Raw genomic sequence first — 23,879 nt, 5'->3', positions numbered from 1 at the left:
TCATCCACCTCCATCAAGAAAAAAGGGGCTGTTTCGAACGGTCCAATCGAAAAGGGGACCATTCGGGATTTGCCTTCCTTTCCAAAATATCCGCTATAAGTACACCTGTAATTGGAGAAAGCAAGATGCCATTCCTATAGTGCCCCGTTGCAATGAAAAGTCCTTTGCATGCCGGATGTTCACCAAAGTACGGTAAGCCGTCCCCAGTTTGGGGGCGTATACCTGCCCATGTCTTTTCCAATTCGGTTCCTTTAATCGCCGGAAGCAATTGCGTTGCTCTTTCTATTAATGTAGAAATCCCCTCGAGACTTACCTTTTGATCGAAAGTGTTCGCTTTAACCGTTGCCCCGACAATGATTCTTCCGCCAACTTTGGGCACAAGATAGCAGCCATGTGAGAAAATTGTCTTTTCAAGCAATGGACGATCGGTCAGAACGGAAAAGCACTCTCCCTTTACTGGATAGCTGTCGAGTATGATCCCTGATTTTTCTAGGAGGAAAGCACTCCAAGCGCCACCTGCCACGATGACATTTTCACTTGAAAATCTACCTATGTCCGTGACAACTCCCGTTACACATCCGTTTTCCGTAACCAAATCGGAGACATGAACAAATTCCTTTATATCCACACCAAGGGCAGCTGCAGATTCAGTAAAAGCGAGCGACAGTCTTGTGGCTGAAACTTGTCCATCATTCGGAATGAACATGGCTCCTTTAATCTCATCCGATAAAAGCGGTTCCGTTTTCCTTATTTCGGCAGTCGATAGCCATTCAGCCTCAAGTCCGGCATTTTGCTGGACTTTGATCATGTTCTTCAACTCGGCTACTTGATCACTCGATAGCGCCACCTTATACATGCCCTTATTCACTAATTCGATGTCTATTCCACTTATGTCTTTTAATTCTTCCGCCAGTGCAGGAAACATCGCCCTGCTTCGACTTGCCATTGTAAAAAGGGGATTATCAGGATCTAACTCGGATTGTGCTCCTAACATCCCGGCTGCAGCATTGGATGCTTTACTGGCAAGTCTGTCTTTTTCCAATAAAAGAACCTGTTTACCCCGCTTGGCTAATTGAAAGGCAATGGATCCACCTATTACTCCTCCCCCAACAATGATTGCATCATATATGGAATTCATATTATGTCTCCTTTCCCAAAGACTTCGCGTATTCTTTAACGGCTTCAATCGGATTTTCAGCTTCAAGCACACCTGACATGACCGCAATTCCGTGTGCCCCCGCATCCAGCACGTCTTGGCAATTGAAAGGTGTTATTCCTCCTATCGCAATTATCGGAAGATCGACATTTCTTGTGATTGCATGAAGCTCCTCAACTCCCCTAGGAGGAAGGCCAATTTTTGAAGCCGTTTCAAAAACATGTCCATAAATCGCGTAATCGGCCCCTTTGCTGAATGCGGCTTTCGCTTCATCCATGGAATGGATCGAACAGCCAACATTCATCCCTGGAAAAGCTCCTTTTACGACTTCTGCATCTAAGCTATGAAAAGCCAATTGCACACCAAATACTTTGTGTACCCAGGCTACATCCACCCGGTCATTAATGATGATCTTAGAAAGCGGAATCTTATTATCATGTAATAGCCTCACTGCTCGAAAGAGTTCCGAAGCACTCCTATGCTTTTCCCTTAGATAAAAGAAATCAACATGTTCCTGAATGTTTGAAGCGATTTCCACAAACTTTTCAATTGGCTGTTTCCCAGTGGAAATTATATGCAATTCATGTGCATTCATACTAGAACCCCCAACTAGTAAAGTTACAATCTCATAAAAATCAAATAGATACTAACGGGAATTGAATCGATAGGTAAAAGCCGGCCAACAGCAGGATGATAAAATACAGAATGAAACCATGGTCCATTTTTGAAAAACCAAATTCATAATAGTATGTTCGATCCCGAGTGTCTGTAAATCGCTTTGCCTCCATCGCAACCGCGATTCGGTGAGCACGTCTGATGCTTCCGGATAACAACGGGATGGAATAGGCTTTCATTTTAAAATATACCGACCTTATCCCTTTTCCTCTTTCGAAACCGCGTACCTTCATCGCGTTTCGTATCGTTTGGAACTCCTCCATCATGATGGGAATCAGCCTTAATGCCGCCATGAAACTATAGGCATATTTCGGTTTAAGCTTAACTTGCTGCATTAACGAATAAAACAAGTTCACTGGTCTCGTCGTTAAGGAAAAAGTTAAACCAAGGGCCGCAAAGAACAAAGCTCGAAAGCCTACCAGTAATCCCCTCATGAAACTTTCTTCCGTAATCGATATGAGGCCCCACTCAACCCAAAGCGTCTCACCTTGCCCGAATAATATCATTGCAGAAGAGGTGGATATAAAAATGAAACAAAAGGGAATCGACAAAAGCAGGATGCGTTTTATCGAATGCCCGGTAAAAAACAAAAATAATATCAATACGCCAATGGTGATGTTCATCATATAATTCAGGTCATGAATGAATAACGCCACGATGCATAATACAATCAGTACACCAAGTTTAAGGCTTGGATTAATTCCATGGAGCCATGTTTCTGCGTTTGAAACATTCATCTACATGACACTCCTTTTAACTTTGGTCTCGACAAATCCGGCTTGCGCGATGTTTTTATCACTTATTACGTTTCCGCCCTTAACCGTCCAGATCCTGGTTGCAAAGTTTTTTGAAATATGTTCGTCATGAGTTACCATGATCACGGTTATTCCGCGCCTTCGATATTCCTCGAACCATTCCAATAATGCAAAGGTATTTTTCGAATCTTGGCCAAATGTCGGCTCATCCAGGAGAATGATTTTTTTGTCGATTACGATTGATGCTGCTACGCTTAAGCGACGCTTTTGACCCATTGATAATTGAAACGGATGTTTATCCCGATGTGCCTCAAGGCGGAACACTTTAAGCAATGAGCGGACTCTCTCATCTATTTCTTGTTGCGGCCTTTTATCAATACGCAATGAATAAGCAATCTCTTCATATACAGTATTTGCAACGAACTGAAACTCAGGATTTTGAAAGACAAACGTCATATGATCCGTTGGATTTTTCACCATTTTAATGGGGTTCCCCAATAATTCATACGTACCTTTCGTTTTTATGAACTGCATCAATGCATGCAAAAGTGTACTCTTGCCCGCGCCATTTTCTCCCCTGATCACAATCCATTCTCCTGAATGTACCTTCAGCTCTTCAACCTTGATTTTTTCCTCTTTATTCCGAAAACCGCTAAATCCTTGCACATCCATAAGAGGTAAACCATCTGTAAATTGGTGTTTTCTAGTGGGTGCATACTTCTGTATATATTCATCCCAAACACCAGGGAACCAAATTCCATGTTCTCTCATTTCATTTTTATATTGGGAAAGAATGGTGTCTCTTGGACCATCAGCTATGATTTGACCGTCATCGTTTAAAAGCACGATTCGTTCGATGAATTCTAAAACATGGTCAATTTTATGTTCGACGATAATAACCGTTTTGTCTTTTCCGACTTCCTTCAACAAGTCCCAGATTTCTTTCGTTCCTTCCGGATCAAGCATGGCTGACGGTTCATCTAAAAATAGCACTTCTGGTTCAAGGGCCAATACTGAAGCGATTGCCAGACGCTGTTTCATCCCGCCTGATAATGTTTCTATACTTGTATGCCCTAGGTTCAATCCTACATTACGGATTTGATTTTCAATTTTCTCTTTCATTTCTTCTTTAGGAACGGAAAGATTCTCAAGGACAAAGGCAATTTCCTCATCGGCAAATGGCATGCAAAACTGGCTATCAGGGTCTTGAAAAACATACCCCCATGAAGAAGGGCATTTCAATTTCTCCGCTTTCATCGGGACTTCGATGGAATTCGGAATCAATCCGCTTAACACTTGCAACAGAGTGGACTTACCACATCCTGATGGTCCCAACAATAGCACTTTTTCTCCTTGATCAAACGATAGTGATAGGTCCTTGAATATCAAAGATTCATCACCGGGAAATTTCATTCTTAACTTTTCAACAGAAACGATTGGTTCCATGGCCCTCAACCTCTTCTTTTAATCAAGTTCTGCATAATCTTTATTGGAAACCGGACGCACAAGATTAGTTACCCCTGTTGCTTCCAGGACTTTAACTAGATAATAAGCGGTCACACCTGCAAAGAATATGGAACCCACAAACCTCGCTATCATGAATAACGATAGATTCCAAGTAGAAAGAGCACCTATTTCCCCGTATGCAAAATCCATGATAACTGATGCCAGGCAGGAAGCCATCGCAGCTAAAACGGCCACCGGCATATTAAATTTTTTATATTTGAACCCCATGAACACCAGTTCCGCGAACAAACCTTGGACCACTCCATATAACAGTACAGTCAGCCCCCATGGGGAACCTAGAAAGAATTCCCCGGAAGCTGCAGCTATCTCCGCCAAAAGTGCCACACCCGGTTTCCGTAAAATGAAAAAGGCGACAGGGCCAGCTATAAACCACATTCCATAAATAAGTTGATCCAGATGTAATCCTAAGGGTTTAACGGAATAATAAATCGAACCCCAAAGGATATAAACGATTCCAAATGCTACCGCAATCACGATCGTGACTAGTATATCCGTTAATTTCAATCCTTTTTTCATTGTTTCATTCTCCTTTTATACTTCTAATGTTTCCTTATGAACGGGCCATGTCTCTAAACGATAAGCCATTTCCCAAAATGAGTATTCATATTGGCTGCTGAGAATAAAATGCTCTTTCATTCTCGCCTTATCTTCTTCAGTTACTTTTTCAGCTATCTCATCCAGCCTCGCAATTTGTTCTTCCACCAAAGTGCGGAACCACTCTCCTCCGTAAGCCGCTATCCATTCTTGATAAATCGGCTCTTCGGGCATGCACCCTTGCAGCTTTTCACCTATCTCATAATACAGCCAGTAACACGGCAAGATAGCTGCAATAACATCTCCTAAATGTCCCGAATATGCCGCACGATACATATGGGAAGTATAAGCATAGGCAGTCGGGGCAGGCTTGAAATTTTCCCGTTCTTCTTTTGTGATGCCTAATCTCTCGGAAAAATTCTCATGAAGTTTCAACTCCGCTTCATATGTTCCTTGTGCATGGCCGGCAAGCCTGCTTGTTGTATGTAAATCTGTAGCTTTGACTGCCCCTAAGGCTTGAACTCTAGCAAAATGAGATAAATAATAGGCATCTTGCATGACATAAAAACGGAAACACTCCAATGGCAATGTGCCATCTCCTATTCCTGCAACAAACGGATGATTAAAACTAGCTTCCCAAATGTGATCAACTTCCTTACGGATCTCCTCTGAAAACTTCATGTCCATTACCTCCAAATTGTATTTTTTCATTGAACGTTACGGAAAAAACACTTATCACCCCTTTTTTTGCAAACAAAAAACCACTTTCTTAAACGTAAAGAAAGTGGTTGTACAAGAAATAATACAGAAATGTATAGTTCCAGACCCCACTTCCCTACGCTGGTATAAACCAGATCAGGTTCTAAGGGTCTTAAAGTCATACTTCAATCTCAGCTTTTGTGGGTAAAAAATCAACTTTTACCTATAAAGCACCCCTAGTGGTACAAATTGTATATTAAATTCATTTGCCTTTATATTAACACGATAAATCCAATTGTCAAACGTATTAGAAAAGTTTTCTTGATTTAGGGTTACTAAACTTTCAATCTTCCATACCCTCATTTCCCGTAGCCTTCAAAGAATTTGATCAAAGGGAGCTCAGTTAGTAGTTTACTCGTGAGTTTTGACGGTTTACTCGTGAATTCTGCTGTTTTACTCGTGAATTTGGCCGGTTTACTCGTAAATTCAGCTGCTTTACTCGTGAATTGGCCACTTGACTCGTGAATTCAGCAGTTCACTCGTGAGTTTTGCAATTTTACTCGTGAATTTAATGAATTCACAGTGATGCCCTTTTGAACACTACCATCAAACCAGCTCACTATTGTGACGCCGGTTGGGAATTTACCAAAGAATTTCTCAACTCGCGCCCATCCATCTCATCACCTCCTACTCTTTTATTATGAATTCATTATAGTAAACTTAATATTTTTAAAAACCATATAATTTCATAATGTGAAATTATATGAAAAATTTATTTTTAATTGTGAACTATCAAAAGATCTCCCCGAAGAAATGACTTTCATTACCGCATTATCAAAAATCAGTGTTAAACTATCCATGTTCATTCATATTTCCGGCTTAATTAATAACGGCCTTTTTTTGTTCTTGACTTGAATAGATGAAAGTGGTGAGGAAAGTTTCAATTTTGCGTACATTTAGAAAGTTATACCAATTTTTTGTGGATATACCTTTAAAAAAAGGAGTGGTTTTGAATTACCGCTACGAGGTAAAAGCTGTAATCGGAACAGGAAGCTACGGTATTGTTTATCGTTGCAATGATTTGAAAATGAATGAAAATATAGTGATCAAACAGCTCCGGAAAAGTAAACGCCGCAGCAAAAAAGAGCTGAAACAGTTTGAAAATGAAATTTCCATATTACGAATGTTAAACCACAGAAATATCCCTAAATTTCACGAGAAATTTTCGCAAGATGGAAATGTTTATTTTGTGATGGATTTCATAGAAGGGAATAATTTAGAAGACCATATTTTCTCGAATCAATTAACGTTCAATGAGAAAGAGTCTTTATATTTTCTGTATAAGCTGGTCGATTTAGTATGTTATCTACATGAGCATGACATTTTGCATCAAGATTTACGTATACCGAATATTCTACTTAAGAACCATCAGCCCATTTTGATAGACTTTGGTTTGTCCAAGATGATCAATTCGGACAACCTCGCTAAAGAATCCATTTTGCAGCTGAAAAGGCAGGATTTTTACGACTTGGGGGAAATACTTCTATATGTACTTTATACGACGTACGCTTCCAAAAGTAAAAAAGCACTTCCTTGGACAGAAGAGCTTTCGTTAGAAAAAGAAACCGTGCATATACTGAAAAGGTTATTAAGCATCCAAGAACCTTACTCAGATATTAAAGATATCTTAATGGACCTGCAGGCTGTATTGAAGTCAAAGAATTGGAATTAGCTGCTGCTGCCCCGCCCTTTTCTCTTGTAGCGGTCACTTCCACTCATGGGATACCTTTTGTACCCCCGGCTGCTGCTGCTGCCTCGGCGATAATGCCCATGTCTTCGCTCACTGCTGCCTTGGGAAAGCTGTTTGATTTTTTTCATTATTTTCTTCAGCATTTCTTTCACCTCTTTTATTTTGGTTTTAAAGCCTGTTATTCATTTAGCCTAACATAGTCACAGTATAAACCTTATTAATAAGTACTATAATTTTTTTTCATTTGTGTTACAGTCCATTACCGCTTCATGGATTCGGCTTTTTTCATTGTTGGTCATGGGAACGCCCTAATCCCTTCAATTAATGAAACTCCAAATGGCTCTTACAACATACGAATAGATGACAAATTCGATTTTTTATCTTTTCCATTTCTGTGTTACATTCCGTATATATTATCTGTTTTTCGGATCAGTCAGTAAACAAAAAACCTGGCGCATATTTCATCGCCAGGTTTTTTCTTCGTTCACCTTTTATTTTACAGCTTCTTTTAATTCCTTACCTGCTTTAAAAGCAGGTACTTTACTAGCTGCAATTTGTATTTCTTCGCCAGTTTGCGGGTTTCTTCCTGTACGGGCAGCACGGTCACGCACTTCAAATGTACCAAAACCAACTAATTGGATTTTTTCATCTTTAGCAAGTGTAGCCGTGATTGTTTCAAACAATGCATCCACTACTTTTTTTGCTTCGTCTTTTGTCAGTTCAGCTTGTGCTGCAACACTGCTCACTAATTCTGTTTTATTCATATGAACACCTCATCCTTTTATTTTGTATAAAATATGTAGAGAAGACAACATAACATATCTTGTATGCCTCTGTCACTTATTATGGCTAAATAAAAGGAATTGCAGCTCAAAATTGATCTTTCTTGCAGATAAAAGGGCCTTGATCAACATACTAAGCACGGTCTGACTCTTGTTCAACTTTCTGCAGTTTCGAGCTGCAGCCATTGATAGATGGTATCCATATCAATGTTTTCTTCCAGATGGGAAGCCAAGAGGTTATACGCTTCCTCCCTGCGCTCCGAGTCGCTTTGAACGTTTTCCTTCACTTCATCCAACCCCTTGTTCCGTCGAATTTGGTTAACCAGTAATCTAGTGAACAAGCGATTATGGAATATTCCATGGAGATATGTTCCCATAACTTGGTTGTCATTGGAAATGGCTCCATCCTCTCTTCCATCCTTCAATAATAGAAAGGGCCTTACTTGTGACTTCAATGTCGTTCTGCCTAAATGTATTTCGAAACCGTTAAGATTCATTTGACTTTCCATTATCCCAGCAGAAAGGACACCTTCCATTTGTACCGTCTTCTTTTCTGCTTGAAAGACGGTTTCCACCGGAAGAAGCGAAAGCCCTTCTGCGTTCTCACCATCACCCTCGATAGCATCAGGATCGAAAAGTTTAGTCCCTAGCATTTGAAAACCGCCGCATATGCCGAAGATCATCGTTCCTTGTTTCCGCCGTTCATCGATGGCCCGATCAAATCCCATACGTTTCAACCACTCTAAATCTTCCATCGTGTTTTTTGTACCCGGCAAAATTAGCAGATCGGGATTACCTAACTCATGGACACTGCTAACAAGTCGGACACCTACTCCGGGTTCATCGAAAAAAGGATCCACATCTGTAAAGTTGGAGATCCGCGGAAATCTCAGGACGGCTACATCGATCGGAAACTCAGCCTTTTTAGGCTTTTTAAAACGTAAGGAAGAGAGGGCAAGTGAATCTTCCGCTTCAATATTCACATCTAGATAGGGCAGCACCCCGAGGACCGGAATCCCGGTTTCCTTTTCCACCCATTCAATGCCATCGTCCAACAATTCACGCATGCCACGAAATTTATTGATGATGATCCCCTTTACACTATCTCGTTCTCCTTGATCCAATAAGGCAAGTGTCCCGATAATGGACGCAAATACTCCACCACGATCAATATCGGCCACTAAAATGACAGCCGCATCTGTGAGTTTAGCCATTCGCATATTTGCAATATCCCGGTCCTTAAGGTTAATTTCAGCAGGACTTCCTGCCCCTTCGAGTACTATGATGTCATATTCATCTTGTAGTTTTTCCACCGATTTACGGATGATGGGCATGGCTTCCTGGACAAATTGGGACCGATAGCTTTTTGCATTCATATCAAGAAAATGTTTTCCATGAACGATCACTTCCGAAACCATATCCTGCTTTGGTTTCAGTAATATCGGATTCATATCAGTCGTTGCCGTTATCCGTGCTGCTTCCGCCTGTACTCCCTGAGCCCGTCCGATTTCACCGCCATCCAAGGTTACATAAGAATTCAAAGCCATGTTTTGTGATTTGAAAGGGACGACACGTAATCCTTTATTGGAAAACACCCGGCAAAACGCCGTACAAATCAAACTTTTCCCTACATCGGATGACGTCCCTTGTATCATGATGGATCGTGCCTTCATTACGCTCACCCCCTAAAACTCTAATCCTTTGACTGCACCGATACCTTCGTCATAATAATGCTTGGTCGCCTCAATCGATGAAACCAAATCCGCCATTTCCATAAGCTCTGGCTTGGCGTCCCTGCCGGTAATGACTATATGCATATGAGCGGGGCGATTTCGAATTGCATCGATGACTTCAGCCAATGGCAAGACATCATCAATCGGGAATTTGGAAATGGCTAAAGCATTGTTGAGCTCATCCAAAACAAGTAAATCAATGCCCGGATCAGCAAGGGCCAGTTTCACCTTTTCCCAAGCTAACGCCAATGCATTGCGATGCTCTTCCGGGGTTTTGGTCCATGTGAAACCAATACCTAGCTGTTCCATTTTAACTCCTAATTTTCCCAATGCCAATGCTTCCCCGTATGTACGCTCTGGAGATTTTATGAACTGAAGGTATTTGACATTCATTCCTCTGCCGATTGCCCTTAAAGTCACCCCTAATGAGGCAGTCGTCTTGCCCTTCCCGTTTCCGGTATAAATAAGCATTAATCCTCTGCGTGCCACTCACTCACCTACCCTCATAACCAAACTGTTTTTTCTATGTATGAAGTCCTTTTAGTAGCAGGAACCGGTTGATCTCCTTTAGGGTATCCAACAAAAATGGTGCCGATCACTTTTTTGTTATCCGGTGAGCCGATAAATTCGTGCAGGCGTTCATCCCTGACAAGACCCACTCCTCTAGTCCGCCAAACGAATCCAAGACCTAGCTCTTTTGCGGCAAGCCACATCGAATGGACAGCGCAACAAGACGCGAATACATTGTCTTCGGATGAATCTGGATCATCCGGCAAAATATCAGAAGTCACGACAATGATGAGCGGTGTCGTCTTAACAACTTCCAGTGAACTTTCAATTAATTTGGGTTTGGTAGGGAAGCGCTCATGCAGATACCTTTCTGCCAAACTTTCATACCGGTGCTTCGCTTCCCCCTTGATTACATAAAAACTCCAAGGTTCACGCAATCGGTCGTTAGGGGCATACGTAGCCGCTTCCAATAACTGCCTGATTTTTTGATCTTCGACTTCTTTTTCTTCGTAATTCCTTATCGCCCGGCGTTCCTTCAATTCTTGAATGATGGACATTCCAACTCATTCCCTTCCATAATGGACTCTGTTTCAATCACTCTTTCAAACCATTGGATTTTTTCTCTTAAATGGACGACATCCCCTACTAGAAAGATTGACGGATTTTGAATTTCTTCTTTTACAGCCTTCGAAGAAATCGAACTCAAAGTACCGGTGATCGTCCTTTGTTTATCTGTCGTGCCCCATTCAATGACGGCCACTGGCGTTTTACCATCCCTGCCATGCTCCATCAATTTTTCACAGATGAACGGCATATTACCAATTCCCATATAAAAGGCAATGGTATCAATCCCTTGAGCCAATGCCTGCCAATTCAGGTTATCCTGCCCCTTGTAATCACGGCCATGGCCTGTCACAATGGCATAACTTGAGGCATGTTCACGGTGGGTTACCGGGATGCCCGCATAAGCCGGTGCTGCGATTCCCGCTGTGATTCCTGGGACGATATCATATTCAATCCCGTTAGCTGCCAGTATCTCCGCTTCCTCACCGCCCCGCCCGAAGACAAACGGATCTCCACCCTTCAGACGGGTGACGTTTTTCCCCTGTAAAGCTTTTTCCACTAAAAGTTCATGTATTTCATTTTGAATGAGATGATGTTTCCCTGGTGATTTCCCGCAATACACCAGTTCTGCATCTTCTTTTGCATAGTTTAATAGTTCTGGATTGACAAGCCTGTCATATGCAATGACATCCGCCTTTTGGATACATTCCAGTCCATATACCGTAATCAATTTCGGATCTCCGGGACCCGCACCGACCAGATGAACTTTTCCCGGTTTCATGCTCGCGCCTCCTCTTAAGCTTCAAAAAATACCTTTTACTAGTTGATAGTTTCATGGGCAGATCTGTTTTTTTGTTTTAAGCAAGCATCGATCCAGTTCTTTGCAAGTGTTGGATTGGAAGCAAAATGAAAGTGGGTATACCCAGCAACAAGGTTGTCCAATACACACCCCTCTTGTTTCGAACCGAATCTGCCTTTGGCTTCATAAGCATGTGTAAGATCAGCATCCGCTTCAAATGTCGAGTAGTGGAATTCATGACCTTTTGCCTGCTCCATTTCGTTGATCAAAAAATTGCCTGGAGTTCCTGTTATTTCACGATACCCGAGTGCTGCAAGCTTTTTCTGCATTTTAATCCTGCCCGGTATCATTCCTGCCATCTGATGCGTTTCTCCGGAAGTTGTTTCAATCGATTTGCTCAAAAACATGAAACCGCCACATTCCGCAAGAGTCGGCATCCCCTTTTCTATGGTGCTTCTGATGGATTTGATAGCATCCACGTTACCGGAAAGTTCAGCTGCAAATTCCTCAGGAAAACCCCCTCCAAGGTATAAACCATCGGCATCCAATGGAACTTCTTCCCCTTTTAAAGGAGAAAAATATTTGATGTTCGCCCCAAACGTTTCAAGTAATTCAAGATTTTCCTGATAATAAAAATTGAAGGCTGCATCTTTTGCGACAGCAATGCACACGTCACTTTCATTTTGATGTTGAAATATATTTGAGTTCCCACTGGAAACGGGATTTGTCTTGGACAAACGGTACAACTGATCGATATCAATCGTTTCCATGACCAACTGTGCAAGCTTATCGAAAAACGGATTTAGTTCCCCGCGTTCAATCGCAGGAATTAAACCTAAATGACGGCTTGGAATATCAATATCCAATTCCCGCTTCATATATCCGAGCACCGGTACATCGCATTCTTGCTCAATGGCTGATTTGACGATTTTGTAATGGCCTACACTTCCCACTTGATTGGCAATGACCCCAATGATGTTAGGACCGGTCGAAAAGTCCTGAAATCCCTTTACGATGGCAGCTGCACTCCGAGCCATGCTGGCACAATTGACTACCAACAGGACAGGGCTTTGCGTGATGATGCCGATTTCGGCCGTCGATCCTGTATTGGCTAACGGACTTTTGCCATCGAAGAAGCCCATGACCCCTTCGATGATCGATATATCAGCTCCGGTACCTGCTTTGTTAAGAATTTCCCGGACAGTGTCATGTTCGAACATCCAACTGTCAAGATTGCGTGAAACCCTTCCTGTAACTGCAGTATGATAAGTAGGATCAATATAGTCAGGACCACATTTGAACCCTTGAACGGTATAGCCTTTCTTCTGGAGGGCTGCCATGATTCCGATGGTCAATGTCGTTTTTCCGACCCCGCTTCCGGTACCCGCAATTACCAGTCTTCTATCGTTCATATTTGTTTCTTCCTCCTTAAAAAGGAATGATCCCAACCGATATGGTTACGTTTCCCGATTTTTTCTTAACAAGCTCCAATTGTTCAGCTTTGGTATAAATCCTTACAGCCGGTTCACTCACACCATATGCACCCGTGTATTTAAACACTGTATCCGATGGCGCCTCGATTTTGGCTTGATTAAGCTCTTCGGGTTCATAATGCACGAATTCCCAGCCGTATTTTTCAACTACTTCAATCAAGCCGAGTTCGTCTTTCTTTAAGGAAATTGTACAGATAACCTTAACGCTTTTTAATGAAAATGATAATTCGGCTAGTGTTTCTGCAATCACCTGCTCAATTTCAGCAGCCGCCGTTCCCCTATTGCACCCGATACCGAGAGCGATGACCTTTGGACGATATACGATTCCATTTTCAAGGATCCTCTTTTCCGACTGCTTAAGCATGCGGTGAGTCACGACCAGAGCAGCTTGCGGCTTTGCTCGAAGCGCTTCTTCAATGGATGGGTATACGATAATTCGTTCAGGTAAAGCCGTATCATAATGCCACCAGTTCCGTTCACCTGATTCCTGTATAACGGCAACATGCTCTTCATTTACAACGGACGCACTTACTGGCGTCAATTTTTCTGCTGAATCCCAAATCCAGCCGAAGCGCTGGCCGAATAAGTCGACAGGAATCGTTTTTTGTACATCCGAAGCCGTCGTGATTATGGCTCTTGCATCAAGCGCTGCAGCCACTTCCTTTGTCAGTTCATTTGCCCCACCCAGATGCCCTGAAAGTACACTGATAACATTTTCCCCTTTATCATCAATGACTACGACACCTGGATCCGTTTTCTTATCCTTCAAAATTGGTGCAATCATCCTGACTACTGCCCCGAGAGAAATAATTAGTATGATTCCTTTATATTCCTTGAACAAAGCTGGCAATAGCATACGGACACTGCCTGAAAAAAGCTGGATCTGTTTATGCTCTTCGTCCCCTTTTTCAAACTTGCTCATGTAATATAGATCGGAATTCGAAAAAACGGTATGTAATTTTCGTGCCAGCTCGACACCATGCTTTGTAATCGCTACGATCGCATAAGTATGGGACCGTTTAATGGGAGCAAGTTCCGCTTCTTTCAATTCAATGATCATGGTTTAACACCTTTTCTGAAACCGTGGGTGAAACTCGCATCATATAGTTTGGAACGGTATTCATCTTTATCATGGATGTCAGGGTCCAAAGCCCATCCAGCCAAAATCATCGCGTGCTTGCGAATACCGTTTTGACGCATGGCTTCATCTAAGTTCACTAATGTGGTACGGACAATTTTTTGGTCCGGCCATGTTGCCCGTTGAATGACTGCGACCGGTGTTTCATCCTTCCAACCTGCTTCCTGAAGTTCTTTAACGATTTTTTTTGTCAAGGTCGCACTCAAGAAAAGGGCAATCGTACAATGATGACTAGCCAAATCACGTAATTTTTCAAATTCCGGAACAGGCGTACGTCCTTCAGCCCTCGTTAATATGAGTGTCTGGGTTAAATCAGGGATAGTCAGCTCTGCTCCTATTGCTGCTGCTGAGGCGAATACCGAACTCACTCCAGGGATCACCTCATAACCAATACCCTCTTTCTTCAATAGGACAATTTGTTCCATGATTGCACCGTACATGGCAGGATCCCCTGTATGGATTCTGGCAACCATCTTTCCTGCTTTAACACGATCGACCATGATGCCAACAATTTCTTCCAAATGCATTCCAGCCGTTTTTAGCACCTCAGCATCAGGTTTTGCCTTAGCAATCAATTCTTCATTCACTAATGAATCCGTATATAAAATCACATCGGCCGTTTGGAGAATGTTCAATCCTTTTACAGTAATCAAATCCGGATCACCCGGGCCGGCCCCTACAATATATATCTTCATTTTCTCACCACCATCAATGTTAAGTATTCTAGTTCAAGTCCTTCCAATTCACTCACTTTCCAAATCACTTCTTCATCGGAAGTGACTTTGGTTACGACCGAGGCCTTTTCAAGTAAGTCCAAATCTTTTAAAACGGAAATCATTAAATCGATGACCTTTGCCACTTTGATGAACACCACGGCATCATGATCTTCGATCGCCTTCTTCATCGCTTCATAATCATCCCTTGCAGGAACTATCGCAACATGATCATCACCATCAGCCAAAGCGATGCCCAGCCTTGACGCTGATCCATTAAAGGAAGAAATGCCCGGGACCGTCTTGATTTCGACTTCAGGATGCAACTCCTGCATCAATTTCATCATATGTATGAACGTACTATATAAAAGCGGATCGCCTTCCGTAACGAAAGCTACATCTTTTCCTTCATTTAATTTTTGCCAAACCTTTTCAACCGTTCCATTCCATTCCCGATCCAAGATGGCTTGATCTTTCGTCATCGGAAAAACAAGGCCCAGCATCTCCTTCTCTTCAGGACGAATGTAAACTTCAACAATGCGATGGGCGTAGCTTTTACTCCCTTTTCTTTTTTTTGGATACGCAATGACCGGAGATTCCTGAATCACGCGAAATGCCTTTACTGTAATTAGCTCTGGATCGCCCGGGCCCACGCCAAGGCCATATAATGTACCAAGATTACTCATTCATGTCTTCCTTTCGTTGTGCAGTAATGATATAAACCGGATTAAGAGGTACAAATCTGTTCATTCCCAATATTGGCTTACTTCTGGAGATTTGCGCATGCATGATGGAAGTGTGAAAACCAGCTTCAGCAAATGCCTCATTAGCCCGGTAAAGATTCTCGATCGTCGCAGCATTCAGAACGATCCTGCCGCCAACTTTAAGCCGTTTGCAGCAAGTATTGATCAGCTCTGCCATTTCGCCGCCGGTACCGCCAATGAAGATTGCATCAGGATCCGGAAAAGTTTCCAATCCCTGCGGGGCTTTTCCATGAATCGCCGTTATATCGGTACGGAATTTACGTTGGTTTTGATAACAGTTTTCTAAATCAGGCTCATTTTTTTCAATTGCGAAGATTTGGCCTTCGGATGCAAGCTTGGCCGCTTCAATTGCCATTGAGCCCGTACACGTCCCAACATCCCAAACTATGCTGTTTTCCCTTAGCTTCAACGCATGCAGACTCAATACTCGAATTTCCTTTTTGGTTATGAGGCCTTTGTCCGGCTTACGCTGCGAAAATTCTTCATCCTCTATCCCCAAGGACCAGCTTGGACCTTCTGATTTTCTTTTCAAAATGACGACATTCAAGGGAGAGAATTCCCGCTCCGTCATTTCATCTAGTTCATACCAGCCAGATTCTTCGGCTTCTCCTTGAAGGTTTTCAGCCACAAATGCCCGGTATTCAGTCATTCTGAATGAAAGGAGATATTTAGCCAGTTGATTAGGACTATTTTCACTGTCTGTAAGTAAGGCCACTTTCGCTTTCCCATCAATTCTTTGGGCCAGCCCTTTCATACTGCGGCCATGAATGCTGACGAGAAAGGCATCTTGCCAGCTTTCCCCCATTTTTGCGAAAGCAAGCTGAATCGAACTGAAATATGGGTAAACCTCCATGTTGATTTTGCTGGAAAGATAGCCTCCCATTCCATAAAACAGTGGGTCACCGGAAGCTAAGACAACCGTTGGACGAGTTTCATCCTGCAGTTGCTCCACGACCTTTTTCAAGCCGCCCTTTATGACAATCTTCTTGCCAGAATAGTTCGGAAAGAAGGATAAGATCCGTTCACCTCCGACCAGCACTTCACTTTCTTCTATCCATTGGGCATATTGAGGCAGTAAGCTTTCCTGACCGTTATCCCCTATCCCAATTAATTTAATCGATTGACTCAATTCCAACAGCCCTTCCCAGTAATTGTCCTTTCAACGAATAAATCGCCGTTTCCATTTCAATGCCGCCCTTCACCTGGTTAATGGCAGAGTGACAGCAGGATTCACATAGTTTATTAAAAAAGTCAAAGTTATTAATGGCTGACATCATATCCCCGACTTGTGACGCTGTGTTTGCATTCTTGATTTCAAGAACAAGATCATCTTCAGCTCCGACGCTTTGGGCTATTTCCGATAGAAAACCAAAGTCGACCGGGGCACTTTTTGAATGCACCATCATCACACCTTGGGCCACTTTGGAGAATTTACCCATCATGCCGACCAGTGATACCTTTTTAATTCCCTGCCTCTTACATTGCTTAAGTGAGAAGCCCACAAAATCACCCATTTCAATAAAGGCTTCCTCAGGTAAGTCTGGAAGAAGACCCATTGCATACTTTTCACTGCGCCCGCCAGTCGTTAAGACTAGATGCTCACACCCACTCGCTTTGGCGACACTGATAGCCTGGACGATACTTGCCATATAGGCGGAACTGGAAAAAGGGACGACAGTGCCCCTTGTTCCCAAAATGGAAATGCCTCCCACAATCCCCAAGCGGCCATTTAATGTCTTTTTCGCTATTTCTTCACCTGCAGGTACAGAGATGACGACTTTCACTCCTCTATTGATCTTAAATTCTTCCAATGTTTGCTGCACAGTGGTTAAAATCATTTTGCGCGGTACAGGATTAATAGCCGCTTCCCCTACAGGAACGGGAAGCCCGGGTTTGGTCACACGACCAACTCCGGTCCCTCCATCCAAGATAATCCCAGGTGCATCGGACCAGCTGACAGTAGAGATAATATGGGCCAGATGTGTGGCATCGGGATCATCTCCGGCATCTTTAACCGTTTCTGCACTAACCGCATTTTCCGATATTTCATATTTCTCAATAGTGAAAGTGGCATCTCGGCCAATTGGCAAGGAAATCGTTGCCTCCTCTAGTGCATCCCCCGTGATCAATGCAGTCAATGCCGCTTTGGTCACGGCGGTCGAACATGCTCCCGTCGTATATCCATGACGCATTTGTGAGGGGTCTTTTTTCACCTTCTTTTCCATGTTTTTTAACTATCAGCTAAAAGGGAAATCGCGTTCAATGCGGCAACAGTGACAGTACTTCCACCTTTTCGGCCAATATTCGTAATGAATGGAACTTCAGTGATCTTAGCGAGTTCCTCTTTCGATTCTGCTGCAGAAACAAACCCAACAGGCATTCCAATGATTAAGTCCGGTTTTGCAATCCCTTCTTTAATGAGGCGAATGAGCTCAAGTAAAGCGGTAGGTGCATTGCCAATGGCATAAATGCCCCCTTCATTTTCCTTTACAGCTTTTTGCATCGAAATGATTGCCCTTGTCGTATTCAAACGTTTTGCTTCGACCATCACATCCGGATCTGAAATATAGCAATGAACGTCCCCGCCGTGTTTTTGAAATCTTTTTTTGCCTGTGCCGCTCTCGATCATTTGCACATCAGCAATGACATGCCTTCCTTTGCGAATGGCTTCCACACCAGCTTGAATGGCATTTGGGTGGATGATGACACTTCTTCCCAATTCAAAATCCGCTGAAGCATGAATGACCCTGCGGACGATCTTCCATTCATCTTCAGAAAAATCATGATTGCCCATTTCTTCAGCAATGATTGAAAAGCTATAATCATATATTTTGTCAGGGTCTACCGTTAGTGGTTTAAAATCTGTTTTAAAATCCATCTTGCATTCCTCCTATTTTTCAATTAGCTGTTTATTCAACTCGGCAATGACATGATCAAAACTGAAATGAACATTTTGATAGTCAACATCAGGTCGTGATATCATGATCGTCTCTATTCCACATTCCAACGCGGCTTCCAATTTCTCATCAACCGCACCGACCTTGCCGCTTTCTTTCGTTATCATCAATGTGACCCCATATTGTTCATATAGAGCTTTATTTAATTCTTTGGAAAATGGACCTTGAATCGCAACGATATTTTTTTGTTCAATGCCCAGCTGTGCACATTTTTCCATATTGTCCATGCGTGGCAGCATTCTCGCTATGACTCTGGTATTCTCGAGCCCCACCAATTCTTTTGCAAACACGGCTAGGGTTTTACTTCCGGTCGTGAGCATGATGACTCCCCGTTTTTCTGCGGCAAGCTTGGCAGCTTCCTCATAATCACGGACAACTATCAATTTATCATTCTGAAACCGTTGACTTTCACGCTCATAACGAATATAAGGAACATTTGCTGCCTTTGCTCCGTTAAGGGCGTTTTTGGATGCTTCTTCGGCAAATGGGTGACTTGCATCGACTACAGCCTGAAAACCTTTTGCAGAGATTAAAGATGTCATATCTTCTGCAGATAATCGGCCAATCCGGGTGGATATCCCTGCATCCTGCAAACTCTTAGCAGCCGATTCGGTTACAACAGTTGCCAAAACCTTGTACCCCACCTGCTGCATCTCAATCGCTAATTCCCTTGCATCACTTGTACCCGCCAAGAACAAAATCATTTTGATGTCCCCACCGCTTGCCCATCATGATCGTGGTGATGATCATGGTCGTGATCGTGGTGATGATCATGGTCGTGATGGTGATCATGATCGTGGTCGTGATGGTGATGATGGTGAGCATGTCCATGTTCCTCGACATGTTTACGATAGTTTTCCAAATCACGCGCCCCGCTTGATTTGCCTTCACTGGCTTCAATTACTCGTTCTTGCAGAATGTTCTGTAAGGTTGGGTGATATCCAAAATACTTTGCCAATATGAATTCTCGATCATGATATTGCTCTTGATAGCCTTTCAGCATATCCTCCATTCTTTCCATCAACACCCCAGTGAAGAGGAAATATGGCAGCATCACAATTTTTTTTGCCCCTAATCGGATGCATCGTTCAATACCTTCATCCACGTGAGGGTCCGTTACACCCATGAAGGCTGTTTCGACCCATTTAACGCTTAATTTTTCCCATAATAATCGTGAAATTTTATATATATCACTATTGGCATCAGCATCACTGCCGCCTCGGCCAATTAGCAATATCGCTGTCTCAGAATGTTCAGAGGTCGTATCGAATCCCGCTTCCTCAAGACGGTCTGTCAGGATCGTCAATACATCATGGTGGACCCCGATCGTTTGGCCGTATGTGAATTTCACTTCTGGATACTTTGTTTTCCCATCCTCTATTTCAGCTGGGATATGTAATTTCGAATGTCCTGCATGCAACAAAATGATCGGTATGACGATAACTTCAGTAGCCCCTCGTTTTACACAATTATCGATTCCTTTGGATATATTCGGTGCCGCAAATTCCAAGAAGCACGTTTCCACTAGGAAACGCCCGTCCATTGCCGGAATCATATTTTCAATAAAATGACGGACTTCTTCATTTCCCGAAGCCAACCGGCTTCCGTGTCCTACGAACAAAACTGCTTTCATTTACTTTCCCCCTCTTGATTAGTCTTCACAAGGCGCAGGCTCTATGTTTATTTTGGGAGCGATGTCCTGATATGAAAAATTCTGTATCTTTTTCGAACGTTTGAAGTATTTAAAAAGCCGCTCATTTGGATGGGCATTTTGCTTATACTCGCCGACAATGTCCGTGATCAGTTCTACAAGCTGTTCCGGTTCAATGCCTTCCGCTACCGGCTGACCCGGATGGGCTGTTCTTCCAACCGGTTTAGCTCCAAGAAATAAGTCGAACTTCCCTTTTCGGAAGACAATCCCGATATCATCCATCACAGCACTATAACAAGCCATCCCACACCCATTAAAACCGATGTTCAGTTCCTTGGGCATGCTCATTCCGCCAAGCACCCGGTGTATTTCGTCCGCATAAGGAATGGATTCCGCTTTTTCACCATCACAGAAATCACAGGCTTTTAAAGTCAGTACATCCCCAATCGGCGACAAAAGAAAGTTTGCTGATTGCAATTTCCCTGTAATGACTTCCGGATCCATTGTCGGGATCTTTAAGACGATTTTATGATTTGGCGTATACTCCATCGTTCCCTTTTCCCCGACAACTTCCGCAAGTGTCATCATTTGTTTGGGAGTGAATTGTTTATTCGCCACACCTGGACTAACGGCAAGTTCGAATACCGACTCCATTTTTTGCTGAACAATCGGCTGAATGGACTGCTTAACGGCTTGACCCTTGACTCTTGACAGGGCCTCCATTGCCATTTCAAAGGAAGCTGGCTTCTTTTCTGGTGCTTTTGTAAGTAATCCAACTCCTCCAGCGGACTCTGTTAAGGCTTCTTGATCTAATGCCCACGGTTCCGCTTCTTTTTGCAGTCGCTGATGCGGCTTCAATGTTTGCTTTTCCGAATTCAGCGTATATTTTCTCTGATAGCCTCTTGGTGTGATGATTTTGTCGTCATATAAAAAGGTGGATGAATTACCGATAATGACGGTTGTCAACATTCCAATATCGTGATTCAACATATCCTGCAAATTGGTTATGACAATATCCTGCCTATCGCGATAAGCACTTTTCACCAACCCTACAGGTGTATCCGGCGAGCGGTAGCGAAGGAGAATCTTCTGTGTTTCAACAATTTGCCGGGTCCGCCTGCCGCTGCGCGGATTATAAAGTGCAATGACAAAGTCTGCCATTGCAGCTGCTTCAACCCTTTTAGCGATCAGTTCCCAAGGAGTTAAATGATCACTGAGGCTGATCGTACACGAATCGTGCATGACGGGCGCCCCAAGTAAAGACGCACATGAGTTGATTGCAGAAATGCCAGGAATGACTTCAATGCCCACTCCAGTTTCTTCTTTCCAGCCTTTTTCAATCAATACTTCATAAACCAACCCTGCCATCCCGTAAACTCCGGCATCCCCACTGGAAATCACCGCCACTTTCTTTCCCAGCTCCGCTTGTTTCACTGCTTCCTGTGCACGTGATACCTCTTCAGTCATCCCCGTACTAATGATCGTTTGATCTGTTAGCAGTCCCTGAATGAGTTCAACATAAGTTTTATAACCAATGATGTAGTCACTTTCTTGAAGGGCTTCGACGGCACGTTTGGTAATGTGTTCAAAATTCCCGGGCCCAAAGCCCACGACGAATAATTTACCGTTTGTACTCATTAAGACATCTCCTTTTACGCTTTGTTCTTTGAAATACCCGTATGAGCAGGAAAATCTGGATTAGGGGTCATTTCCCCGTCATTGTACTGATAGATCATCTGTGGAACAAAGTCACCATCATCGAGATTACTGACGATCTGCCGACCGAAATCAGGCGTTTCCACTCGATACCAGTTTCCTTGGGGATAGGCAATCACAACGCAGGCATCCTTACATCTTCCGTTACAGCGTGTCCTCGTTGTATGGATTTTCAGATCCAGTCCTTTTGAAGCAATTTCATCACGAATCGCTTGGGTTACTTCTTCCCCGCCCTTTTTCATGCAGCTGCTCCCATTACAAATCAACAGATGCGTATTTGTACCCGTCAAGTTCCAAGTAGTCATCTTCTTCCTCCTGAGTTCAGGGAAAAGGCAAAATAAAAAACCTTAACATAAGAGTCAAGGTTTTAAAAAAACTATATGAATGAGAAGCCAAAGGCAAGCATGCCAAATCCTCCCAAAATCGTCATAGTCCTTCTACCTTTCCCTCCGAAAAGTATCATACAATTTTAAAAGCAGGTTTCCTGGCTTACGCTTCATTTTACTTTGTCCCTTCCCGGCATCTTGCCAGTGGCTATCGACAATTTCATCAGCGTTTACAGTAGCGGGGGCTGCATCGGATTTTCACCGATTTCCCTATTATCCCTTGCTTATTCACACAAGGGCACTTTTAAAATGAAATATTTGGTTTTATTATACATTTCCAACTAACTTAATCTATCATATAACAACTTTGTCAAAATTCAATAGTTTATTCCGACTGTTTAGAAAAGTTTAAACGTGTAAAACCAGTTACAATCCTTTCCTCGCAACAAAATTCGGCCCAAAAAAAAGATAGTGTAGCTGGAATTATTTCTTTATGGTACACTATACGAGAATTTTCTAAATAATTACATAAGTTTCATGGTGTTGAATTTCTCGAAATTCAGCTTAAAAGGGAAGCCGGTGAAAATCCGGAGCGGTCCCGCCACTGTAAAGGGAATTTCCATTACGTTAACTTTAATCCACTGTCAAATGAGATGGGAAGGATGTAATGGGATGATGAACCAAAGCCAGGAGACCTGCCATGAAGCGTGAAACTGTTTCAGCCTACGAGGATGGGCGTGCGGATCAGGCAAAATGGCCCATGGTTGGTTCATGCTGCAAAATTCCTGTTCATTACGCACTTCTTTCCTTTGAGAGAAGTGCTTTTTAGTTTGGGCGCCGCTTTTCTTCTCAAGATTGATCAGAATAATTAAAAGTGTTGAAAGGAGAAAGAATGAAAAGAACCAATTGGAAAATTATTTATTTTGTCATTTTACTGCTTTTTGTCCCGAAACGGGCATTGGCCATGCATATCATGGAGGGCTTTTTACCCATAGAATGGGCTATATTCTGGTGGGCCGTGACGCTTCCATTTTTAATCTTGGGTTACCGGTCCATTAGGTCCAAAGTAAGGGAAAACCCAGAAACAAAAATGATACTTGGCCTATCGGGCGCATTTGTATTTATATTATCGGCCCTAAAGATTCCTTCCGTTACGGGAAGTTCTTCGCACCCTACCGGAGTTGGTTTAGGTTCCATACTATTCGGACCATTGGCCATGAGTGTAGTCGGCTCCATCGTTCTGTTATTTCAAGCTGTTTTACTGGCACACGGAGGATTGACGACATTAGGGGCCAATGCATTCTCCATGGCCGTCTGCGGACCCTTCATTGCTTACTTTGTCTTCAAGGGCGCAACTAAATTGGGATGGTCTTTTTCACTTGCCGTATTCTTGGCAGCTGCTTTTGGTGATTTGGGCACCTATGTGGTAACTTCCGTTCAACTTGCTCTTGCTTTCCCATCCGAAGTAGGAGGATTCATGGCCTCTTTCGTTAAATTTGCAGGGATTTTTGCCCTGACCCAAATTCCCTTGGCCATCAGTGAGGGGTTATTGACAGTCGTCGTAATGAATTTCTTGAAAAAATACAATCTAGGCGAATTGAAATTGCTGCGAGTTTTATCTAAGGAGGCCCGTTAAA

At 42.9% G+C, this 23,879-nt stretch carries 26 protein-coding genes and 3 riboswitches; of the genes, 3 read left to right on the top strand and 23 right to left on the bottom strand.

Annotated elements, in window-relative coordinates; translation table 11 throughout:
• Window positions 1–13 precede the first annotated feature (13 nt).
• Genes thiO through tenA form a run of 6 tightly spaced genes read right to left on the bottom strand, consistent with a single transcriptional unit; the run spans window position 14 to window position 5,328 of the window.
• Window positions 14–1,138, bottom strand: a complete 1,125-nt coding sequence (thiO, locus tag NYE65_RS23770) for a glycine oxidase ThiO (protein WP_340861861.1) — start codon at window positions 1,136–1,138, stop codon at window positions 14–16.
• Window position 1,139: 1 nt separating this feature from the next.
• Entirely contained in the window at window positions 1,140–1,751 is a 612-nt protein-coding gene (gene tenI, locus NYE65_RS23765; protein WP_268591842.1) for a thiazole tautomerase TenI, read from the bottom strand.
• Between the two features lie 40 nt (window positions 1,752–1,791).
• The gene (locus NYE65_RS23760; protein WP_340861860.1) at window positions 1,792–2,568 is read right to left on the bottom strand and encodes an energy-coupling factor transporter transmembrane component T family protein; all 777 of its coding nucleotides are present in this window, start codon (window positions 2,566–2,568) and stop codon (window positions 1,792–1,794) included.
• Window positions 2,569–4,032 carry an ABC transporter ATP-binding protein gene (locus tag NYE65_RS23755; protein ID WP_328177202.1) on the bottom strand — a complete coding sequence of 488 codons (1,464 nt, stop codon included), beginning with the start codon at window positions 4,030–4,032 and terminating at the stop codon, window positions 2,569–2,571.
• An 18-nt stretch (window positions 4,033–4,050) separates the two neighbouring features.
• On the bottom strand, window positions 4,051–4,629 hold the full coding sequence (locus tag NYE65_RS23750; protein ID WP_034312445.1) for an ECF transporter S component: 579 nt from the start codon (window positions 4,627–4,629) through the stop codon (window positions 4,051–4,053).
• Window positions 4,630–4,644: 15 nt separating this feature from the next.
• Window positions 4,645–5,328, bottom strand: coding sequence for a thiaminase II (gene tenA, locus NYE65_RS23745; protein WP_034312447.1), 684 nt, complete (start codon window positions 5,326–5,328; stop codon window positions 4,645–4,647).
• 134 nt (window positions 5,329–5,462) lie between these two features.
• Window positions 5,463–5,594, bottom strand: a riboswitch (TPP riboswitch).
• Window positions 5,595–6,349: 755 nt separating this feature from the next.
• Between tenA and NYE65_RS23740 the strand changes: the two genes are divergently transcribed.
• The gene (locus NYE65_RS23740) at window positions 6,350–7,078 is read left to right on the top strand and encodes a protein kinase domain-containing protein (protein ID WP_340862175.1); all 729 of its coding nucleotides are present in this window, start codon (window positions 6,350–6,352) and stop codon (window positions 7,076–7,078) included.
• On the opposite strand, the gene NYE65_RS23735 is transcribed toward NYE65_RS23740, so the two are convergent.
• The 17 genes from NYE65_RS23735 to NYE65_RS23655 all read right to left on the bottom strand — a co-directional run bounded on the left by NYE65_RS23735 (window position 7,075) and on the right by NYE65_RS23655 (window position 22,221).
• On the bottom strand, window positions 7,075–7,239 hold the full coding sequence (locus tag NYE65_RS23735; RefSeq protein ID WP_170974019.1) for a hypothetical protein: 165 nt from the start codon (window positions 7,237–7,239) through the stop codon (window positions 7,075–7,077). The genes NYE65_RS23740 and NYE65_RS23735 overlap by 4 nt on opposite strands.
• A gap of 348 nt (window positions 7,240–7,587) precedes the next feature.
• A complete protein-coding gene (locus NYE65_RS23730; protein ID WP_034312477.1) occupies window positions 7,588–7,860 on the bottom strand; it encodes an HU family DNA-binding protein in 273 nt (90 codons plus the stop codon).
• A gap of 173 nt (window positions 7,861–8,033) precedes the next feature.
• Window positions 8,034–9,551 (bottom strand): cobyric acid synthase, encoded by a 1,518-nt coding sequence (locus tag NYE65_RS23725; protein WP_328177204.1) that lies wholly within the window; start codon window positions 9,549–9,551, stop codon window positions 8,034–8,036.
• A 12-nt stretch (window positions 9,552–9,563) separates the two neighbouring features.
• Window positions 9,564–10,100 (bottom strand): cob(I)yrinic acid a,c-diamide adenosyltransferase, encoded by a 537-nt coding sequence (locus NYE65_RS23720; RefSeq protein ID WP_048678477.1) that lies wholly within the window; start codon window positions 10,098–10,100, stop codon window positions 9,564–9,566.
• 14 nt (window positions 10,101–10,114) lie between these two features.
• Complete coding sequence (locus NYE65_RS23715) at window positions 10,115–10,678, bottom strand: nitroreductase family protein (protein WP_057275916.1); 564 nt, start codon at window positions 10,676–10,678, stop codon at window positions 10,115–10,117.
• On the bottom strand, window positions 10,657–11,466 hold the full coding sequence (gene cobA / locus NYE65_RS23710; RefSeq protein ID WP_328177206.1) for a uroporphyrinogen-III C-methyltransferase: 810 nt from the start codon (window positions 11,464–11,466) through the stop codon (window positions 10,657–10,659). Before cobA ends, NYE65_RS23715 begins: the two co-directional genes overlap by 22 nt.
• Window positions 11,467–11,504: 38 nt before the next feature.
• Window positions 11,505–12,896, bottom strand: a complete 1,392-nt coding sequence (locus NYE65_RS23705) for a cobyrinate a,c-diamide synthase (protein WP_340861859.1) — start codon at window positions 12,894–12,896, stop codon at window positions 11,505–11,507.
• Window positions 12,897–12,912: 16 nt separating this feature from the next.
• On the bottom strand, window positions 12,913–14,037 hold the full coding sequence (locus tag NYE65_RS23700) for a cobalt-precorrin 5A hydrolase (RefSeq protein WP_328177208.1): 1,125 nt from the start codon (window positions 14,035–14,037) through the stop codon (window positions 12,913–12,915).
• Entirely contained in the window at window positions 14,034–14,810 is a 777-nt protein-coding gene (gene cobM, locus NYE65_RS23695; RefSeq protein WP_328177209.1) for a precorrin-4 C(11)-methyltransferase, read from the bottom strand. Before cobM ends, NYE65_RS23700 begins: the two co-directional genes overlap by 4 nt.
• Window positions 14,807–15,514 (bottom strand): precorrin-2 C(20)-methyltransferase, encoded by a 708-nt coding sequence (cobI, locus tag NYE65_RS23690; RefSeq protein WP_057275921.1) that lies wholly within the window; start codon window positions 15,512–15,514, stop codon window positions 14,807–14,809. The genes cobM and cobI overlap by 4 nt, the downstream gene beginning before the upstream one ends.
• Window positions 15,507–16,721 (bottom strand): precorrin-6y C5,15-methyltransferase (decarboxylating) subunit CbiE, encoded by a 1,215-nt coding sequence (cbiE, locus tag NYE65_RS23685; RefSeq protein ID WP_328177291.1) that lies wholly within the window; start codon window positions 16,719–16,721, stop codon window positions 15,507–15,509. The genes cobI and cbiE overlap by 8 nt, the downstream gene beginning before the upstream one ends.
• Window positions 16,705–17,817, bottom strand: a complete 1,113-nt coding sequence (locus NYE65_RS23680) for a cobalt-precorrin-5B (C(1))-methyltransferase (RefSeq protein ID WP_054396212.1) — start codon at window positions 17,815–17,817, stop codon at window positions 16,705–16,707. The genes cbiE and NYE65_RS23680 overlap by 17 nt, the downstream gene beginning before the upstream one ends.
• A gap of 5 nt (window positions 17,818–17,822) precedes the next feature.
• Entirely contained in the window at window positions 17,823–18,470 is a 648-nt protein-coding gene (locus tag NYE65_RS23675) for a precorrin-8X methylmutase (RefSeq protein ID WP_034312499.1), read from the bottom strand.
• A 12-nt stretch (window positions 18,471–18,482) separates the two neighbouring features.
• Window positions 18,483–19,253 (bottom strand): precorrin-6A reductase, encoded by a 771-nt coding sequence (cobK, locus tag NYE65_RS23670; protein WP_340861858.1) that lies wholly within the window; start codon window positions 19,251–19,253, stop codon window positions 18,483–18,485.
• Window positions 19,250–20,182, bottom strand: coding sequence for a sirohydrochlorin chelatase (locus NYE65_RS23665; protein WP_328177212.1), 933 nt, complete (start codon window positions 20,180–20,182; stop codon window positions 19,250–19,252). Before NYE65_RS23665 ends, cobK begins: the two co-directional genes overlap by 4 nt.
• Before the next feature lie 18 nt (window positions 20,183–20,200).
• The gene (gene cobJ, locus NYE65_RS23660) at window positions 20,201–21,838 is read right to left on the bottom strand and encodes a precorrin-3B C(17)-methyltransferase (RefSeq protein WP_034312507.1); all 1,638 of its coding nucleotides are present in this window, start codon (window positions 21,836–21,838) and stop codon (window positions 20,201–20,203) included.
• A gap of 14 nt (window positions 21,839–21,852) precedes the next feature.
• Window positions 21,853–22,221 carry a (2Fe-2S) ferredoxin domain-containing protein gene (locus NYE65_RS23655; RefSeq protein WP_328177213.1) on the bottom strand — a complete coding sequence of 123 codons (369 nt, stop codon included), beginning with the start codon at window positions 22,219–22,221 and terminating at the stop codon, window positions 21,853–21,855.
• A gap of 152 nt (window positions 22,222–22,373) precedes the next feature.
• A riboswitch (cobalamin riboswitch) is annotated at window positions 22,374–22,563 on the bottom strand.
• A gap of 200 nt (window positions 22,564–22,763) precedes the next feature.
• Window positions 22,764–22,959: riboswitch (cobalamin riboswitch) on the top strand.
• Here NYE65_RS23655 and NYE65_RS23650 point away from each other — a divergent pair.
• Both NYE65_RS23650 and NYE65_RS23645 read left to right on the top strand, forming a co-directional pair.
• Window positions 22,943–23,071 (top strand): hypothetical protein, encoded by a 129-nt coding sequence (locus tag NYE65_RS23650; RefSeq protein ID WP_264641018.1) that lies wholly within the window; start codon window positions 22,943–22,945, stop codon window positions 23,069–23,071. Its footprint overlaps the riboswitch before it by 17 nt.
• Before the next feature lie 63 nt (window positions 23,072–23,134).
• Window positions 23,135–23,878, top strand: coding sequence for an energy-coupling factor ABC transporter permease (locus NYE65_RS23645; protein ID WP_328177214.1), 744 nt, complete (start codon window positions 23,135–23,137; stop codon window positions 23,876–23,878).
• Window position 23,879: the final 1 nt, after the last annotated feature.

Origin of the sequence: Peribacillus sp. FSL R5-0717, assembly GCF_038002945.1 — a bacterium.
Classification (GTDB): Bacteria; Bacillota; Bacilli; order Bacillales; family DSM-1321; genus Peribacillus; species Peribacillus frigoritolerans.
The sequence above is the reverse complement of the archived record's forward strand: the minus strand, read 5'-3'. Positions and strand labels throughout refer to the sequence as shown.

Coding starts and splice junctions, on each gene's coding strand:
- NYE65_RS23730 (WP_034312477.1), bottom strand. CDS start 7,860: ATGAATAAAACAGAATTAGTGAGCAGTGTTGCAGCACAAGCTGAACTG.
- NYE65_RS23700 (WP_328177208.1), bottom strand. CDS start 14,037: ATGATCATTGAATTGAAAGAAGCGGAACTTGCTCCCATTAAACGGTCC.
- NYE65_RS23665 (WP_328177212.1), bottom strand. CDS start 20,182: ATGAAAGCAGTTTTGTTCGTAGGACACGGAAGCCGGTTGGCTTCGGGA.
- tenA (WP_034312447.1), bottom strand. CDS start 5,328: ATGAAGTTTTCAGAGGAGATCCGTAAGGAAGTTGATCACATTTGGGAA.
- NYE65_RS23760 (WP_340861860.1), bottom strand. CDS start 2,568: ATGAATGTTTCAAACGCAGAAACATGGCTCCATGGAATTAATCCAAGC.
- cobA (WP_328177206.1), bottom strand. CDS start 11,466: ATGAAACCGGGAAAAGTTCATCTGGTCGGTGCGGGTCCCGGAGATCCG.
- NYE65_RS23705 (WP_340861859.1), bottom strand. CDS start 12,896: ATGAACGATAGAAGACTGGTAATTGCGGGTACCGGAAGCGGGGTCGGA.
- NYE65_RS23655 (WP_328177213.1), bottom strand. CDS start 22,221: ATGACTACTTGGAACTTGACGGGTACAAATACGCATCTGTTGATTTGT.
- NYE65_RS23725 (WP_328177204.1), bottom strand. CDS start 9,551: ATGAAGGCACGATCCATCATGATACAAGGGACGTCATCCGATGTAGGG.
- NYE65_RS23680 (WP_054396212.1), bottom strand. CDS start 17,817: ATGGAAAAGAAGGTGAAAAAAGACCCCTCACAAATGCGTCATGGATAT.
- thiO (WP_340861861.1), bottom strand. CDS start 1,138: ATGAATTCCATATATGATGCAATCATTGTTGGGGGAGGAGTAATAGGT.
- NYE65_RS23645 (WP_328177214.1), top strand. CDS start 23,135: ATGAAAAGAACCAATTGGAAAATTATTTATTTTGTCATTTTACTGCTT.
- NYE65_RS23715 (WP_057275916.1), bottom strand. CDS start 10,678: ATGTCCATCATTCAAGAATTGAAGGAACGCCGGGCGATAAGGAATTAC.
- cobJ (WP_034312507.1), bottom strand. CDS start 21,838: ATGAGTACAAACGGTAAATTATTCGTCGTGGGCTTTGGGCCCGGGAAT.
- NYE65_RS23675 (WP_034312499.1), bottom strand. CDS start 18,470: ATGGATTTTAAAACAGATTTTAAACCACTAACGGTAGACCCTGACAAA.
- cobM (WP_328177209.1), bottom strand. CDS start 14,810: ATGAAGATATATATTGTAGGGGCCGGCCCGGGTGATCCGGATTTGATT.
- NYE65_RS23735 (WP_170974019.1), bottom strand. CDS start 7,239: ATGCTGAAGAAAATAATGAAAAAAATCAAACAGCTTTCCCAAGGCAGC.
- NYE65_RS23650 (WP_264641018.1), top strand. CDS start 22,943: ATGAAGCGTGAAACTGTTTCAGCCTACGAGGATGGGCGTGCGGATCAG.
- cobK (WP_340861858.1), bottom strand. CDS start 19,253: ATGATTTTGTTCTTGGCGGGTACAAGTGATGCAAGGGAATTAGCGATT.
- NYE65_RS23750 (WP_034312445.1), bottom strand. CDS start 4,629: ATGAAAAAAGGATTGAAATTAACGGATATACTAGTCACGATCGTGATT.
- tenI (WP_268591842.1), bottom strand. CDS start 1,751: ATGAATGCACATGAATTGCATATAATTTCCACTGGGAAACAGCCAATT.
- NYE65_RS23755 (WP_328177202.1), bottom strand. CDS start 4,032: ATGGAACCAATCGTTTCTGTTGAAAAGTTAAGAATGAAATTTCCCGGT.
- cobI (WP_057275921.1), bottom strand. CDS start 15,514: ATGAGTAATCTTGGTACATTATATGGCCTTGGCGTGGGCCCGGGCGAT.